Raw genomic sequence first — 15,620 nt, 5'->3', positions numbered from 1 at the left:
GAGGGGCGGGTCAGCCGGAGGCGGTGGCCTCGCGCAGGGCCGGCCGGAGCCGGCCCTGGTGGGCGTCGAGGAGCCGCGCCGCGGTGGCGGCGTCGACCCCGGCGAGCAGGACGAGGACGGCGTGCTTGACCTCGCCGCCGGTGGCGGTGAGCGCGGCCTCGATCTCCTCGTCCGGCGCGCCGGTGGCCTGGGCCACGATCCGCCGGGACCGGGCGCGCAGCTTGTCGTTGGTGGCCCGTACGTCGACCATCAGGTTCCCGTACGTCTTGCCCAGCTTGATCATCGTGACGGTCGAGATCAGGTTGAGGACGAGCTTCTGCGCGGTGCCCGCCTTGAGCCGGGTGGAACCGGCGATCAGCTCGGGGCCGGTGACCACTTCGATGCCGTGCTCGGCGGCCGCGGCGAGGGCCGAGCCCGCGTTGCAGGACAGGCCGACGGTGAGGGCGCCCAGGGCGCGGGCGTGCCGGACGGCGCCGACGGCGTACGGGGTGCGGCCGGAGGCGGAGACGCCGACCACGGTGTCCACGGGGGTCAGGTCGAGCGCGGTGAGGTCGGCGACGGCCAGGTCGGCGCGGTCCTCGGCGCCCTCCACGGCCGTGACCAGGGCGTCCGGCCCGCCCGCGATCAGGCCGACCACCTGGCCGGGGGCGGTGTTGAAGGTGGGCGGGCACTCGCTGGCGTCCAGGACGCCGAGCCGGCCGGCGGTGCCGGCGCCCGCGTGGACGAGCCGGCCGCCGCGGGCCATCCGCGCGGCGACGGCGTCGACGGCCGCCGCGATCGCCGGCAGCTGGGTGGCGACGGCGGCGGGGACGGTGGCGTCCTCGGCGTTCATCAGCCGGACCAGGTCCACGGTGGGGAGCTGGTCGATCCCCGCCAGGTCGGGGCGGAAGGCCTCGGTGGTGAGGGTGTCCAGCTGGGCGCGCAGGGCGGCGTACGAGGTCATCCGGGGCTCCCCTCGGCGGTCTCCGGCTGATCCTCCGCAAGCTATTTTCGGCGGGGGCGCCGGTCAAGGCGCCACCCCGCCCGGCCGACCTTCACCCCCGTACCGGCCCGGGTTCACAATGGGCCCATGGACCACGCGACCCCCCTGGAACAGGCGCTCCACGCCGCCCGTGCTCTGGTACTCGCCGATCTCGTCGCGGGCGAGGTCGCCGAGGCCGACGTCGTCTCCCTCGTCGAGGACTCGGTCGCGCACCGCCGCTGGTGGGTGGAGCAGTGGCCGGACGGGGTCGACTACCTGCCCGGACTCGTCGCGCAGGACGTGCAGGACGCCCTGCTGACGAAGTACGGGCGCTGGCCGCTGTGCCCGGTGTGCAGCCACGGCGACCCCCATGCCCTGGACGTCGAGCCGGAGCTGGGTCCGGACCCGCACTGGGTGTGCGGCAAGGCGGGCGTGAAGGTGGCCGCCGTCGGTTCGCTCGGCCCGGTGCTCGGGGGCTTCGCGGAGTGACCGTCTACATCGACCCGCCGACCTGGCCGGGCCACGGCAGGATGTGGTCCCACCTGGTCAGCGACGTCTCGTACGAGGAACTGCACGCCTTCGCGGCGGGCATCGGCTGCCCGCCGCGGGCCTTCGAACGGGACCACTACGACGTGCCCTCCTCCCGCTACGCCGCCGCCGTGGCGGCCGGCGCGGTGGAGGTGGGCAGCAAGGAGCTGGTGCGCCGGCTCACCGAGGCCGGGCTGCGGGTACCGAAGCACCGCAGGCCGGCGTAGCGCGGGCGTGGCGCGGGCGCGGGTCGGTGTGGCGCCCGGGCGGGTGCGCGCGCATTCCGTCTCCGTGCGCGTGTCTCAGTGCGCGGCCGCGGAGCGTTCCACCGGGGCCGGGGCGTCCGCCGAGGAGGTCACCACCCGGGTCGGGCGGTGCGGCGTACGGCGGTCCAGGCGCAGGGCGAGCGCGGCGAGGCCGAGGGCGGTCACGGTCATGACCGCGCCCGCCCAGGCGGTGGCGGCGAAGCCGGCGCCGGCGTCGATGACGGTGCCGCCGAGCCAGGGGCCGCCGGTGTTGCCGAGGTTGAACGCGGCCGTGGTGGTGGCGCCCGCCAGGGTGGGGGCGGCGCCGGCGACGTTGAACATCCGGGCGTTGAGGGCGGGCGCGGTGAAGAACGCCGAGACGCCGATCAGGAAGGACAGCGCGACGGCGGCGATCGCGGCCGGGGCCACCAGCGCCAGCAGCACCAGGAACACGGTCGAGGCGGTGATGCCCCACAGCATCACACCGAACAGGTGGGCGTCGGCGACCCGTCCGCCGAGGGTCGTACCGACGAGCGCGCCGATCCCGAACAGTCCGAGGACCCACGGCACCCACGTCGAGTCCAGCCCGGCCACGTCCGTCAGCAGCGGCGCGAGGTAGCTGAACGCGCAGAAGACGCCGCCGGCCGCGAGCGCGGTGACGCCGATGGCCAGCCAGACCTGCCGGTCGCGGTAGATGCGCAGCTCACGGGCGAGGCGGGGGCGCTGCTCGGGCAGCGGGATGCGCGGGATCAGCGCGACGATGCCGGCCAGGGCGACGGCGGAGGCCGCGCCCACCGCCCAGAACGCCGCGCGCCAGCCGAGGTGTTCGCCGAGGAAGGCGCCGGCCGGGACGCCGAGCACGTTGGCGATGGACAGACCGCCGATCATGACGGCCATGGCGCGGGCCCGGGCGTCGACCGGCACCATCGCGACGGCGACGGCCGCGCCGACCGCCCAGAACCCGGCGCAGGCCAGGGCCGCCACGATCCGGGAGGCGAAGAGGAGCTCGTACGTCGGGGCCAGCGCGCCGGCCACCTGCCCGAGGCCGAAGAGGCTGATCAGCGCGATCAGCGTGGTGCGGCGCGGCAGCCGGAGCGTGGCGACGGCGAGCAGCGGGGCGCCGACCACCATGCCGACGGCGAAGGCCGAGATGAGCAGGCCGGCCTGCGGGATGGTGACGTCCAGGTCGTCGGCGATGGGCGGCAGCAGCCCGGACAGCATGAACTCGCTCGTGCCGAGGGCGAAGACGGACAGGCCGAGGACGTAGACGGCGACGGGCATGCGGGGACGGGGGCGGGGGCGGGGGGTGGTGGGGAGGTGCGCGGCGGTATCGGGCATGTACGTGATCAACGGTGGCGGAGGGTGTCCGCATTCCCCCGGATGTGGCAGGTATGTGTCAGGTGTGTGACGCGGCGCGGTGCGGCGGCGGGCGCGGCGGGCCCGGCCGTGCGGGGGGTCGGCCGTGCAGGGTCGGCCCTGCGGGGGTCGGCCCTGCGGGGGTCGGCCCTGCGGTGGGGCGGCGGGCGCCGTCAGGACAGGGAGTCCAGCTCGGCGGCGAGGTTGCGGCGGGCCGGGGCCTCCCAGTGGGCGCCGCCGTACGGGGTGCGGAAGAGCCGGGGCAGGTCGAGGAGCTGGCGCAGGACGGCGGCGCGGCCGGCGCGGAAGGCGCCGTCGGGCACGAAGCCGTACTCCGCGCGGACGGCCGCGACGTACTCCGCGTAGGCCTCGGGCCCACCGGCCAGCACGGCGAGGTCGGCGTCGCACAGGACCTCGCCGTTGGTGTCGCCGGGCGCCGGGTCGTGGGTCACGGTCAGCCGCACCAGGCGGGCCACCTCGGCGGTCCGGGTGGCGTCGACGCCGAGCTCGGGCAGGGCGCGCTCGGCGAGGGCGGCGCTGCGTTCCTCGTTCTCGGAGCGGTCGGGGCGGTAGACCGCGTCGTGGAACCAGGCGGCCAGGCGGACGGCCTCGACGTCGGCGGCGTGCGCGGCGAGGGTGTCGACGTGCGCGAGGACGGCGGCCAGGTGGGCGGTGGTGTGGTAGCGCCGTCCAGGCTCCGCCCAGGCGGCGAGCAGGCGGTCGGCGTACGGGGCCGGGTCGCGGCGGGCACCGGCGGCCAGGGCGGTGCGGTGCCAGCGGGTGCGGAGGTCCTCCGTGCGGGTGGTCTCATCCATGCGGACATTCTGCGGTTGGCGCGATGGTGCTGGTGGCGGGACCGGTGAGGGCCGTACCCTGATATTGGACTAGACCTGTTGTACGGACCGGCCGAAGCCGGTCATGCCGGTCGAAGCCGGTCCGGGCCGGCCGAAGTCGGTCCGGGCCGGTCGAAGTCGGTCCGGGCCGGCCGGAGCCCGGCTCAGGCCGGCCGGAGTCGGCCCGGGTCGGGCCGCGGTCAGCCCACACGCGTATCAGCCGCCAACCGAAGGATGGGATCAGATGAGCAACCGTGCGCTCCTGGAGGTGATCGCCCTCGACGCGGCGGACGCGGTCGCGGCCGAGGCCGGCGGGGCGGACCGCCTCGAACTGGTCACCGACATCGCGGCCGACGGGCTCACCCCGCCCCGCGCGGTCTTCGCGGCCGTCCGCGCGGCCGTGGACATCCCGCTGCGCGTGATGCTGCGCGCCGCGGACGGCTTCGCGGCGGGCGACGTGGCGGCGCTGGCCGCCGAGGCGCGGGCGCTGCGGGCCGAGGGCGCGCAGGAGTTCGTGCTCGGCTTCCTCACGGCGGACGGCGCGCCGGACCTGGCCGCCGTGGAGACCCTGGCGGCCGAGCTGGAGGGCTGCCCCTGGACGTTCCACCGGGCCCTGGACCGCGCCGCCGACCGCGAGGGCCTGCGCAAGGCGCTGGCCGACCGGCCGGGGCTGGACACGTACCTGACGGCGGGCGCGGCGGACGGCGTGGACGCCGGCCTGCCGGTCCTGCTCGCCGAGGCCGCGCGGCGCGGCGAGCCCGGCTACGAGGCGCGCATCCTGGTCGGCGGCGGCCTGCGGCTCGACCACCTGCCGGCGCTGCGCGGCGCCGGCATCGACGCCTTCCACATCGGCGGCGCGGCCCGCCCCGAGGGCTGGACCCACCCGGTCTCCACGGCCGCCGTGGCGCAGTGGCGCAGGGCGCTGGACGGGTAGCGGCCCCTACGGAGTCAGGGCCCTCAGGTCCACCTCGACGGGGAAGGGCACGGGCCGCTGCAGGACGCCGCGGAAGATCGCGGCCGGCACGTACGGGCCGGTCGGGCGGTCCAGCTCGTAGACGTGGACGACCGGCTCGCCGCCCTCGTCCTCGACGCACCAGTAGTGCGGGATCCCGGCCTCGGCGTACTTGCGCAGCTTGACGGTGCGGTCGCGGTGCGCGGACTCGGGGGAGACGACCTCGACGACAGTCGGACCTCTTCCGGGGCGAACCAGGTGCGGTCCGGATCGTACGGTGAGCTGGTGACGAGCAGGTCCGGCTCGGGCCGGTTGCGGTGGTCCAGCCGGATCGTCATCTCCCGTTCGACTTCCAACCCCGGAGGCGCCTGCGTCATGAGCTCGGTAGTGAGGGCGGTGACCAGGCGGCCGTGCCAGGACCGCTGCGGCCACATCATGAAGACGAGCGCTCCGTCAATGAGTTCCGTGTGCCGGGGAGCCTCGGACAGGTGGTCCAGATCATCGGCAAACCAACCCTCGTCGCGCGGAGGATACATCCACTCGGGCAGGGCAGTCATGGGCCCGCCGTAGCCGCTCAGGACGTCTCTGGGCCGGTCGTGGCCAAGGCTTCCGGCAGTGGGGCGGAGTGGAGGGCCGTCAGGCCCGACACGGCGCGGGTCAGGCAGACGTACAGGCGGCGCAGGCCCGTCCGCTCGTCCGGCTCGCCGTCGACCACGGCCGCCGGCTCGTCCAGCACCACGTGGTCGTACTCCAGGCCCTTCGCCAGCGACGCCGGGACCAGCGTGAGCCGGGAGTCGGCGGTGGTCTCCTCGCCCGGCGCGAGGTACGGCAGGCCCGCCTCCGTCAGCGCCTCGGCGAGGACCGGCACGCGGGCGTCGGCGGCGATCAGGCCGATCGAGCCCTCGTGCGCCAGGGACGCGCGGCAGGCGGCGACCACCGCCGCGGTCAGCTCCGCCGGGTCGGCGACCTCGCGGACCACCAGCGAACCCGGCGTCTCACGGACGGACTCCACCGCCGCCAGGCCCGGCGAGATCGCCGGCAGCAGTCGCGAGGCGTACGCGATGACCTCGCGCGGCACCCGGAAGCCCGCCGTCAGCTCCTCCACGGCCGCCTCCGGCTTGCCCAGGTGCGCGAGCGCCTCGGCCCAGCTGCGGGTGGCCCACGGGGTGGTCCCCTGGGCGAGGTCGCCGAGGACCGTCGCCGAACCGGTCGTGCAGCGCCGGCCCACCGCCCGGTACTGCATCGGCGACAGGTCCTGCGCCTCGTCGACCACCACGTGGCCGAGCGAGTGCGTCCGTACGACCAGGTCGGCCGCCTCGTCGATCAGCACCAGGTCCGCCGCCGACCACTTCGCCGTACGTACGCTGCGCGCCGGCTTGGCCCACAGCAGCAGCTTCTGCTCGTCGGCGGTCAGCAGCCCCTCGGCGTGCTCGGCGAGGAACGCCTCGTCCGACAGCAGGCGCAGCACCAGCTTCGCCGGGTCCACCACCGGCCAGATCTCCTTGACCGCCGCCTTCACGGCCGCGGAGCGCGCCACCGCGTCCTGCACCCGGTCGTCGGGGGCCTCGCCCGCCTGCTCCATGCGGACCAGCACCGTGTGCGCGATGCGCTGCGGCAGGGCCTCGCGCGCCGCGCCGTAGCGGATGTCGCGGGCCAGCAGCTCCTCGACGATCTCGGTGAGCTCGTACGCCGGGACGCGCCAGCGGCGCGAGCCGCGCACCACCATCAGCGCCTCGGTGGGCAGCGTGACGTGCGAGCGGACCGCGCGGCGCAGCACCTCCGCCATCCGGGCGTCGCCCTTGACGACCGCGGTCGCGGCGCAGTCCTCGCCCCGCACCTCGTGGCCGCCGGCGACCAGGTCGTCGACGGTGGTCTGCTGGACCTCCAGCTCGCCCAGCGCGGGCAGGACCTGCTCGATGTAGTGCAGGAAGGAACGGTTCGGCCCGATGACCAGGGTGCCGGTGCGGGCCAGCCGCTCGCGGTGGGCGTAGAGCAGGTACGCGACCCGGTGCAGGCCGACGGCGGTCTTCCCGGTGCCCGGGCCGCCCTGGACGCAGACCGAGCCGCTCAGCCCGGCGCGGACGATCTCGTCCTGCTCCGGCTGGATCGTCGCGACGATGTCGCGCATGGGGCCCACGCGGGGGCGTTCGATCTCCTGCTGGAGGAGCTTGCTGACGGTGGCTTCGGTCACGGCGGGGTCGGTTTCGGCGCCGGTGGGGCCGGTGGGGCTGCTGGGGCCGGTGGGGCCGGAGAGGTGCTCGTCCTCGTACGCGGTGAGCTCGCCGCCGGTGTAGCCGAAGCGGCGGCGCATGCCGACGTCCTGCGGGTCCTGCTTGGAGGCGCGGTAGAAGGGCTGGGAGACGGGCGCGCGCCAGTCGATGACCATCGGGTCGCCCTCGGCGTCGTGCACGTGGCGCCGCCCGATGTACAGCGGCTGGACGGCCGCTTCCGGCAGGGGCTGTTGGGCTGCGGCGCCCTCCGTGTCCTTGGTGCCCTTGGTGCCCTCGGCGTCCGCGGGGCGCTGTGTGCCGTCGGCGAGCTCTCCACCGACGGGGTGGAGGTAGTCCAGGCGGCCGAAGAACAGCGGGGTGTGGGCGAGGTCCGCGAGCGCCTTGATGCGGTCGTCGATCTGGGCCTGTAGGACGGCCGCGTTGACCCAGTTCGCGGTGACGTCGCTGATGTCGAGGGCCTCGACGTCCTCGCGCATCGCCCGCAGGGCGGCGCGGGAGGCGGCCAGGTGGGCCCGCTCGCGGGCGAGGGGGTCCGTCGGGTCGGTCGGGGCGGCCGGGCGGGTCTGGTCGGACTGGTCGGCCAGGTCGGTGGCGTGCGCGGACACGGAATTGCCTCCTGCTGAGCTGCGTGAGGGACGACGGCGGTTGCCGCCCGGTCCCGACCGGGCGGCGCTCTCCCCAGGGGCAGGCGGGAGGCGGCAAGAGCGGAGATTGTAGTCAGGGCGCCGGTGGGGCGCGAACGGATTTCCCGGCCCGGCCGGGCCTGCGCGGGGCGGCCGGGCCGTGCGGCGGGGCGGCCGGGCCGTGCGGCGTGCCGGTTAGGCCTTGCGGCGCTCCGGCCGGGCCTTGCGGCGGGGCGGCCGTGCCTTGCCGCGCGCCGGCCGGGCAGGAGCGGCTCCCTCGGCCGGACGGATCCCCTTCCCCGACCCCCTTCCCCGACCCCCTTCCCGTAGGGGCCCCTACGGGAGGGCTACGGGTGGGGGTGCTACTTCCGGTAGAGGGGGCGGCGTGGCGGATGAGCCGGGGGGATGAGGGCGGGGCCGCGGGGTTCCGCCCGCAGGGCGATGTGCGGGAGGGGGCGGATGCCGACCATGGACACATGAGCACCGCAACCTACATCCCGGTCCAGGGCCGCCGCCCTCGCGGCGCCACCGCCACCACCACCCCCGCCCACATCCACCCGCGCCACCGCGTCGGCGGCGTACTGCGCGCCGCGAAGGTCTTCGCGGGCACGGCCTTCAGCGTGGTCCTGCTCGGCGAATACTCCGCCGACGCGGGCGTCATACGTCGCTGATGCCGTTACGCCTGGCGCTCCCGTCGGGTCGGTCGGCTGCGTCGGGTCGGTCGTTTCACCCGTCGGACCGGTCGCCCTCGCCCGCGAGCAGTTCGTCGGCGTCCATGATCCGGTAGGCGTAGCCCTGCTCGGCCAGGAAGCGCTGGCGGTGGGCCGCGAAGTCCTGGTCGATGGTGTCGCGGGCCACCACCGAGTAGAAGCGGGCCTCGTGCCCGTCGGCCTTCGGCCGCAGCACCCGGCCGAGCCGCTGCGCCTCCTCCTGGCGCGAGCCGAAGGTGCCGGAGACCTGGATGGCGACGGTCGCCTCGGGCAGGTCGATGGAGAAGTTCGCGACCTTGGAGACCACCAGCACGCTGATCTCGCCCTGCCGGAAGGCGTCGAAGAGCTTCTCCCGCTGCGCGTTGGAGGTCTCGCCCTTGATGACGGGCGCGTCCAGGTGCGCCCCGAGCTCGTCGAGCTGGTCGATGTACTGCCCGATGACCAGGGTCTGTTCGCCCTTGTGGCGCCGGACCAGTGCCTCGGTCACCTTCCGCTTCGTCGCCGTGGTCGCACAGAAGCGGTACTTCTCCTCGGTCTCGGCCGTGGCGTAGGCCAACCGCTCGCTCTCGGTCAGGTTGACCCGGACCTCCACGCAGTCGGCCGGGGCGATGTAGCCCTGGGCCTCGATCTCCTTCCAGGGGGCGTCGAAGCGCTTCGGGCCGATCAGCGAGAACACGTCCGACTCGCGCCCGTCCTCGCGGACCAGGGTCGCGGTCAGCCCGAGCCGCCGCCGCGCCTGCAGGTCAGCGGTGAACTTGAAGACCGGGGCCGGCAGCAGGTGCACCTCGTCGTAGACGATCAGGCCCCAGTCCCGGGAGTCGAACAGCTCCAAATGCGGATAGATGCCCTTCCGCTTCGTGGTCAGTACCTGGTAGGTGGCGATGGTGACGGGCCGGATCTCCTTACGGGTCCCGCTGTACTCGCCGATCTCGTCCTCGGTCAGCGAGGTGCGCCGCACCAGCTCGTGCTTCCACTGGCGGGCCGAGACGGTGTTGGTGACCAGGATCAGGGTCGTGGCCTTGGCCTGGGCCATGGCTCCGGCGCCCACCAGCGTCTTGCCGGCGCCGCAGGGCAGCACGACCACGCCGGAGCCGCCGTGCCAGAAGCCCTCCACGGCCTGCCGCTGGTAGGGGCGCAGCGACCAGCCGTCCTCGGCGAGGTCGATGGGATGCGCCTCCCCGTCGACGTACCCGGCGAGGTCCTCGGCCGGCCAGCCCAGCTTGAGCAGGGTCTGCTTGATCTGCCCGCGCTCGGAGGGGTGGACGGCCACGGTGTCGGCGTCGATCCGGGCACCGACCAGCGGGGTGATCCGCTTGGAGCGCAGGATCTCCTCCAGCACCGGCCGGTCGGTGGTGGTGAGCACCAGCCCGTGGACGGGGTGCTTGCTGAGGGTCAGCCGGCCGTACCGGGCCATGGTCTCGGCCACGTCCACGAGCAGGGCGTGCGGGACGGGATAGCGCGAGTACTCCACGAGCGCGTCGACGACCTGCTCGGCATCGTGCCCGGCGGCCCGCGCGTTCCACAGCCCCAACGGCGTCACCCGGTAGGTGTGGATGTGCTCCGGGGCGCGCTCCAGCTCCGCGAACGGGGCGATGGCGCGGCGCGCGGCATCGGCGAGCTCGTGGTCGACCTCCAGCAGGAGGGTTTTGTCGCTCTGGACGATCAGCGGCCCATTCACCTGGCGTGTGTCCCTTTCGGCAGGGGGGTGGCCACCCGGGTGCGGACGGCCAAACCTCCAGTCTGCCGTATCGCCGGCCGTGACGGCGGGCCGATCGGGGGCGGGCCGCCGGGGGCGGCGCGGCTATGCGCCCAGGTGGGGCAGTGGGCCCGCCGGATAGGGCGTCTCCACCGGGAGCAGGGCGCGGGCCGCCTCGTCCTGGCCGGCGCGGACCAGCGCGTGGACCTCCCGGGCCAGGGGCGTCACGTCACGGATCGAGACCGTCCACGTGTCGGCGTACGCGCGGGAGGCGGAGCCGGACAGGCCGAGTTGGAGCGAGCGGTAGGGCAGCGGGTTCAGGTGCAGGTCCCGCTCCGGGTCCCACTGCACCCGGGCCGGGGACTGCCGGAGCGTCGCCTGCCAGGTCGCGAAGTCGCCGTGCAGGGCGGGCACATGGTGCGACAGGCAGGCGTTCGCCAGGGCGTGGTCGAAGCCCTCGCGGGTGATCTCGACGGCCAGGACGGTCTCCTGGTCGGCCTTGGTGGCCCAGCCGCAGCGGTACATCATCCACAGGAAGGAGGGCTTGATCCAGGTCATCCGCTCCCGCTTCCACTCCGCCGGGAAGCGCCCGTCGCGGGCGGCCGGCAGGCCGAGGCGCGGGTGGTAGGCCTGATAGACCGTGACCGTGCTGTCGGTATGGGCGGCGCGGATCCGCCGGTACGGCTCACCGGCCACGTCCGAAACGTCATGCATGCCGACCACCTTGCCGATCCCCACCCCACCCCGCACCCGATTTCCGACCCACCCCCAACCCCGCCGGGCCGCCCCTCCATCCCCGCCCACCCGCGCCACTCTCCCCGTTCACCCCGGACCAGACGGCCCCGGCCATCGCCCCGCCCGAGTGGCCCGAGCCCGCGCCCACGCTCCGCCCGAGCGACCCGGGCCCGGCCTGCTCGGCTGGCTCCGGGTTCGGCCCCCGGCCCCCGCCCGCCGCTCCGCCCGAGGGACTCCGGTCCCGGCCCCACGACCCGCCCGAGGGGCTCTGGGCACGAGTTTCGCCCGACACGCTTTGGGCCCCGTCCGCCGGTCCGCCCGAGGGGCTCCGGGCCCAGGCCCCGCCCGGCATGCTCCGGGCCCGGCCCCACGACCCGCCCGAGGGGCCGCGGGCCCCGGGCCCCGTCCGCCGGTCCGCCCGAGGGGCTCCGGTCCCGGGCCCCGCCCGGCACGCTCCGGTCCCGGGCGCCGCCCGGCCCAGGGGGCGTGGCGGCCCGGGCTCCCGGGTGGGCCAGGGGCCCGGGCGGCTCGGTCCGGCCGGGGCGGCTGAGGGGCCCCGCGCCCCCGGCCCCGTCCCCTCCCCCGGCCCAGGGGGCGGGGCGGTGGTCAGAGGTGGTCTTCGGCCAGTTCTGCTACGCCGGTGATGCGGTGGAGGGCGTAGGTGCGGACCTCGTCGGCGGTGTGGTCGTAGCCGGTGACGAAGCCGCCCTCGACGCGGACCGGGGCGATCACGCGCTGGCTGGCCGCGCCCTCCGCGTTGACGTAGCCGATCCACACCGCCGAGCCGGTCAGGGCCGCCGCCTGGACGGTGGCCAGGGTCTCGGCCGCGCTGGTGCGGGGGAGTTCGCCGGGGGCCGGCGCGCCGGCGGCGGCGCCGGCGGCGGCCGGTTCGCGGCGGACGGCGGTGGCCGCGACGTCGCCCGCCCGGATCGCCCGGACCGCCGCGGCCAGCAGGGTCGTGTCCGGGACCGGCGGGCCCTCCGGGACCGGGACCGGCGGGGTGCGCTGCGGGGTGCGGCGGGCGCCCGCGCGGGTGATCAGCACGTCCCCGGTGTGGGACTCGGCCGCCGGCGCGTAGCCCATGGCGCGCAGGCCGTCCAGCAGGGCGGGCGGTTCGACCGTGGCGGCGAGCACCGTCGGAGCCAGGCGGCGCAGGCCCAGGCCGGCCGAGCGCTTGTCGGCCAGGATCTCGCCGAGCACGCTGTCGTCGTCGCAACGCACGTACGACGAGGCCGCGCCGACCCGCAGGTGGCCGTGGCGCCGGGCCACGTCGTCGATCAGGTACGACAGCGGCTGCGGCACGGGCGTGATGCTGTGCGCCGCCAGGAAGTCGTGCAGGTCGCTGGCGGCCTGCCCGGCGTCCAGCGCCCGGCGCACCGAGGCCGGCGTGAACCGGTACACGGTGGCGCCGCCCTTGGACTCGACGTCGGCCAGCACCGCCAGGGTCTCGGCCAGCGGCCGGCGCAGCGGGCCGGGGGCGACGGCGGTCAGGTCGGCCTGGAGCAGCACGTGGTCGACGGGCTCCGGCAGCAGCGGCGCGAGCAGCGGCGCCGGGTCGGTGCCCGCCAGCAGGGCCCGGCCGACGCCGGCCAGGGCGCCGCGCCCGGTGACGCCGAGCAGCTCCGCCTCGGCGAGCGTCCAGCGGGCGAGTCGGGCCCGCAGTTCGCTGGTGCCGCGCAAGGGGCGTTCCCAGGCGAGGCGTTCCAGGAGGGAGCCGGTCTCGGCGGCGCCGCCGGGCGGCAGCTCGGCGAGGAGTTCCAGGACCCGGCGGCGCACCTCGGGCGCGGCCGAGCGGTCCAGGTCGGGCCCGAGCGCGGACAGGGTGCGGCCCTTGGCGTCCTGCTCGCCCACCACCCCGGACGTGCGGGTGGCCGGCAGCCAGGCGGTGGCGAGCCGGGCCCACCGCTGCGCGGGCGGTGCCTCGACCCAGTCGTCGTAGGCGGGGGTGGGGGCGTAGCGCTCGTCGGCCTCGCCGTCGCTGGCCAGCAGACCGGCGGCGTAGGCGAGTTCGATCCAGAACGCGGCGACGGGCTCGGCGACGTCCAGGGCGACGGCGGTCCGCTTGAGGTCCCGTACGGACAGGCCGCCGGCGCGCAGCACGGGGGGACCGCCCTGGTCCCAGGAGCCGACGAGTTCCTCGACGGTCGCGACGGCGGCCAGCGCCTGCCCGGCCGAGTTGGCGTCGACCTGCTCCGGGCGGTGCGTGTGGGCGGCGACGACGGGCGGGGCGAGCGGTTCGATCCGGCGGTGGGCCCGCCCGCCGCGCAGGTGCAGGGCCACCTCGCGGGGCAGGACGAGCGTGCGCGCGGAGGCGGGCAGCAGCAGGCCGCGGTCGCGCAGCCAGCGCACCGGCGCCGTCGGCTCGGGGGTGACCTCGCCGTACGGCGGGCCCCACACGAGCCGGGCCAGCACGTGGTGCGCCTCCGGCGGGGCCTGCGCCAGCAGTGCGGACATCCGGTCCGGGTCGGTGAACAGGCCGGTCAGGGCCGCGACGGCGGAGACCGGGTCGTGGGTGGCCGGGAGCCCGGCGGCGGCCACGATCTCCTGGATGCGGGTGGGCGACATGCCGGCGGTGGCCTCGGCGACGGTGGGGCCGAGGCCCGTGGGCGAGGGCCGGGAGGGCGACGGCGCGAGTAGTTCGCGGGCGGTCCGTACCAGCCGCAGCGTCCGGTCGTCCCCCCAGACCACGGCCTGGTCCCGCAGCGTGGCCAGCGCCCCCGGCAACGCGCGCCGCACCTCGGCCACCAGCTCGCTGCCGAACGCCCCCTCGCCCGCGGCCTCGCCCCCGGCGGGGCCCTCGCCCTCGCCCCGGGCCGGGCCTTCGCCCCCGGCCGGGCCGGCCCCGTCCCCCGGTGCGGCGGCTCCGCCGGTCCGCTCGGCGCCCGCGCCGGCCTTCGCCCCGGCCCCGGTGCTGTCGGCCGGGCCCACGGCGGGGGCCGGCCGGGTGCCGGTCAGGAGGGTTTCGAGGGTGGTGACGTCGCAGGGGTCGGGGGCCACGGCCAGGGCCTCGGCGGTCTGGAGGGCGAAGCGGTCGAGGTGGTCGAGGGCGCGCACCACCGAGGCGCGGGTGCCGGCGCGGGTGGCGAGCTGGGTGAGGTCGCCGGGGACCGGATTGAGCAGGTCCGGGCGGGCGCGCAGCAGGGCCACGAGCGCCGCGTCGTCGCGGGCGCGCAGCGCCTCGGCGAGGGAACGCGGTGCCGCGCTCCCCGTGGTGCTTGCCTCGGGCACGGTCGCCTCCTGGTCGCCTGTTCCGGTCGCCATCCGGCCAACGTTATCCGCTGCGCCCGGGGCGGCTCCACGGGCGCACGCGCTACCTTTCCCCCGGGGCGGTACGGAGGGCGGACGGGAGGAGCCCGGCGTGGGGATCGAGAGCGACCAGCTGGTGTACGCGTATCTGAGCCGGGTCGGGGACCTGGCCCAACGCCGGCAGCTGCCCAGCGGGGACCGGATGCGGCTCGTGGCGGGACTGCGGGACGAGATCGACCGGCGCCGGGCCCGGTTCGAGCCGGAGACGGAGGCCTCCGTCCGGCAGATCCTCAACCGGCTCGGCACGCCGGAACAGGTGCTGGACGAGCACCAGGCGCTGGCCGCGCGCCCCCCGGCCGCGGACCCGGCGCCGCCGCTCACCCCTGCCGTGCCGCAGCAGCGCACCGCCGCGAATCCGCCGCACATGGCGGGCCTGGACGAGCTCGGCCCGTCCGACCCCGGCCCGGAACCGGACTGGTGGCGCCTGCCCCAGGGCTCCCGCGGCGGCGGGCCGCTGGCGGAGCCCGAGGTGGAGGGGTTCGCGGGCGGCATCGAGTACCCGGCGTTCCGCCCGCCCCAGGCCGACGAGGACGACCCGGCCGAGCCGGACGCACCCGCCGACGCCCGGAAAGCGGCGACCGCCGGGAAGGCGCAGGGCGCGGAGGGCGATGACGACGCGGCCGCCGGCGGCACGGGCTCCCGGGCCCGCGCCGTGGTCCGCGCGCTCCGCGAACGCCGCCGGCGCCGCAAGGCCGCCGCCCCGCCCCCGCCGGAGGCCCCGGCGGCGCGCCCCCAGCGGCACGGGGCCCTGCTGCTGGCCGCGGCGGTCCTGGTGGCGGGGACGGTGACCGGCTACTGGCTGCTGCTCGCCGCCGGCTGGCTGGTCGCGTACGCCTCGAAGGTGCTCGGCCCGGCGGAGAAGAAGTGGGTCGTCTTCGGCCTGCCCGGCACGGTGTGCGCGGCGGCGGTGGTCTGGCTGTGGGGCCGCGCCGACGGCCGCTGGGGCGACCCGCTGCTCGACGGCCAGCTGGCCCCGGCGTTCGAGTCCCTGTGGCCCTGGACCGTACGAGCCGCCGCCATCACCTCGGCCCTCTACCTCACCTGGCGCTCCCGCCGCACCTGACCCTTCCCCCCCGAGTGCCCCCACCCCCCAAGGCCGCACCGAGAGCGCGACGCGGCCACAGCTCGGCGGGGCTCCCGCCCGGGCGGCAGGCCGAGAGGCGGCCGCCCCCATGACCGTCCAGGCGGGGCCCGGGGTGCGGATGTCCGAGGCGCCGAGGCGGGGCCGAGGGTGGGGGAATCGGAGGCGCTGAGTGCGGCGTGAGGCGGGGCCTCTTGCTCGGCGGGTACCTCGAGCCGTCTCGGCCGGGGTGAGGGGTGGGCGCCCCAGGCGGCAGCCCGAGGGGTGGGCGCCCCCATGACCGTCAACGCCGGGGCGAGGGGTGGGGGCGGAGGGTGGGGGGGGGGGGGGGGGGGGGGGGTTGTTTTTGGGTACCCCCCGCCA

Annotated in this window: 12 protein-coding genes and 1 pseudogene; 5 read left to right on the top strand and 8 right to left on the bottom strand. The window is 76.4% G+C overall.

Going from position 1 to position 15,620, the window contains the following annotated elements; all coding sequences use genetic code 11:
* Positions 1-10: 10 nt before the first annotated feature.
* On the bottom strand, positions 11-943 hold the full coding sequence (murQ, locus tag LG632_RS05525) for an N-acetylmuramic acid 6-phosphate etherase (protein WP_226725670.1): 933 nt from the start codon (positions 941-943) through the stop codon (positions 11-13).
* Positions 944-1,069: 126 nt separating this feature from the next.
* On the opposite strand from murQ, the gene LG632_RS05520 reads away from it, so the two are divergent.
* Positions 1,070-1,450: a DUF8819 family protein gene (locus LG632_RS05520; protein ID WP_226725669.1), complete on the top strand. Its 381-nt coding sequence runs from the start codon at positions 1,070-1,072 to the stop codon at positions 1,448-1,450.
* On the top strand, positions 1,447-1,716 hold the full coding sequence (locus LG632_RS05515; RefSeq protein ID WP_226725668.1) for a DUF4031 domain-containing protein: 270 nt from the start codon (positions 1,447-1,449) through the stop codon (positions 1,714-1,716). Before LG632_RS05520 ends, LG632_RS05515 begins: the two co-directional genes overlap by 4 nt.
* A gap of 75 nt (positions 1,717-1,791) precedes the next feature.
* Here LG632_RS05515 and LG632_RS05510 read toward each other — a convergent pair whose 3' ends face one another.
* On the bottom strand, positions 1,792-3,015 hold the full coding sequence (locus LG632_RS05510; protein ID WP_226725667.1) for a Cmx/CmrA family chloramphenicol efflux MFS transporter: 1,224 nt from the start codon (positions 3,013-3,015) through the stop codon (positions 1,792-1,794).
* A 248-nt stretch (positions 3,016-3,263) separates the two neighbouring features.
* Entirely contained in the window at positions 3,264-3,905 is a 642-nt protein-coding gene (locus LG632_RS05505; protein WP_226725666.1) for an HD domain-containing protein, read from the bottom strand.
* 262 nt (positions 3,906-4,167) lie between these two features.
* Between LG632_RS05505 and LG632_RS05500 the strand changes: the two genes are divergently transcribed.
* Positions 4,168-4,857: a copper homeostasis protein CutC gene (locus LG632_RS05500; RefSeq protein ID WP_226725665.1), complete on the top strand. Its 690-nt coding sequence runs from the start codon at positions 4,168-4,170 to the stop codon at positions 4,855-4,857.
* Positions 4,858-4,863: 6 nt separating this feature from the next.
* Here the strand turns inward: LG632_RS05500 and LG632_RS05495 are convergent.
* Together LG632_RS05495 and LG632_RS05490 are read right to left on the bottom strand one after the other, a co-directional pair.
* Positions 4,864-5,432 (bottom strand): annotated as a pseudogene (locus LG632_RS05495) (Uma2 family endonuclease).
* A 17-nt stretch (positions 5,433-5,449) separates the two neighbouring features.
* A complete protein-coding gene (locus tag LG632_RS05490; protein ID WP_374203403.1) occupies positions 5,450-7,711 on the bottom strand; it encodes a HelD family protein in 2,262 nt (753 codons plus the stop codon).
* A gap of 494 nt (positions 7,712-8,205) precedes the next feature.
* On the opposite strand from LG632_RS05490, the gene LG632_RS05485 reads away from it, so the two are divergent.
* Complete coding sequence (locus LG632_RS05485; RefSeq protein WP_226725664.1) at positions 8,206-8,400, top strand: hypothetical protein; 195 nt, start codon at positions 8,206-8,208, stop codon at positions 8,398-8,400.
* Positions 8,401-8,455: 55 nt separating this feature from the next.
* On the opposite strand, the gene LG632_RS05480 is transcribed toward LG632_RS05485, so the two are convergent.
* The 3 genes from LG632_RS05480 to LG632_RS05470 all read right to left on the bottom strand — a co-directional run bounded on the left by LG632_RS05480 (position 8,456) and on the right by LG632_RS05470 (position 14,131).
* On the bottom strand, positions 8,456-10,117 hold the full coding sequence (locus LG632_RS05480) for a DNA repair helicase XPB (RefSeq protein ID WP_226725663.1): 1,662 nt from the start codon (positions 10,115-10,117) through the stop codon (positions 8,456-8,458).
* A gap of 123 nt (positions 10,118-10,240) precedes the next feature.
* The gene (locus LG632_RS05475) at positions 10,241-10,849 is read right to left on the bottom strand and encodes a DUF4291 domain-containing protein (RefSeq protein WP_226725662.1); all 609 of its coding nucleotides are present in this window, start codon (positions 10,847-10,849) and stop codon (positions 10,241-10,243) included.
* A 627-nt stretch (positions 10,850-11,476) separates the two neighbouring features.
* Positions 11,477-14,131, bottom strand: a complete 2,655-nt coding sequence (locus LG632_RS05470) for a helicase-associated domain-containing protein (RefSeq protein WP_226725661.1) — start codon at positions 14,129-14,131, stop codon at positions 11,477-11,479.
* A gap of 97 nt (positions 14,132-14,228) precedes the next feature.
* Here LG632_RS05470 and LG632_RS05465 point away from each other — a divergent pair, with 97 nt between their 5' ends.
* Positions 14,229-15,239, top strand: a complete 1,011-nt coding sequence (locus LG632_RS05465; RefSeq protein ID WP_226725660.1) for an HAAS signaling domain-containing protein — start codon at positions 14,229-14,231, stop codon at positions 15,237-15,239.
* Positions 15,240-15,620 lie beyond the last annotated feature (381 nt).

The sequence above is a fragment of the Streptomyces antimicrobicus genome, assembly GCF_020532625.1.
GTDB classification, from domain to species: Bacteria; Actinomycetota; Actinomycetes; order Streptomycetales; family Streptomycetaceae; genus Streptomyces; species Streptomyces antimicrobicus.
Note: the sequence above shows the minus strand (reverse complement) of the source record. Positions and strands in the feature narration are given on the sequence as shown.

Excerpts from the sequence above, each read along its gene's own strand:
- LG632_RS05505 (WP_226725666.1), bottom strand. The coding sequence starts at position 3,905 with ATGGATGAGACCACCCGCACGGAGGACCTCCGCACCCGCTGGCACCGC.
- LG632_RS05500 (WP_226725665.1), top strand. The coding sequence starts at position 4,168 with ATGAGCAACCGTGCGCTCCTGGAGGTGATCGCCCTCGACGCGGCGGAC.
- LG632_RS05510 (WP_226725667.1), bottom strand. The coding sequence starts at position 3,015 with ATGCCCGTCGCCGTCTACGTCCTCGGCCTGTCCGTCTTCGCCCTCGGC.
- LG632_RS05520 (WP_226725669.1), top strand. The coding sequence starts at position 1,070 with ATGGACCACGCGACCCCCCTGGAACAGGCGCTCCACGCCGCCCGTGCT.
- murQ (WP_226725670.1), bottom strand. The coding sequence starts at position 943 with ATGACCTCGTACGCCGCCCTGCGCGCCCAGCTGGACACCCTCACCACC.
- LG632_RS05485 (WP_226725664.1), top strand. The coding sequence starts at position 8,206 with ATGAGCACCGCAACCTACATCCCGGTCCAGGGCCGCCGCCCTCGCGGC.
- LG632_RS05475 (WP_226725662.1), bottom strand. The coding sequence starts at position 10,849 with ATGCATGACGTTTCGGACGTGGCCGGTGAGCCGTACCGGCGGATCCGC.
- LG632_RS05470 (WP_226725661.1), bottom strand. The coding sequence starts at position 14,131 with ATGGCGACCGGAACAGGCGACCAGGAGGCGACCGTGCCCGAGGCAAGC.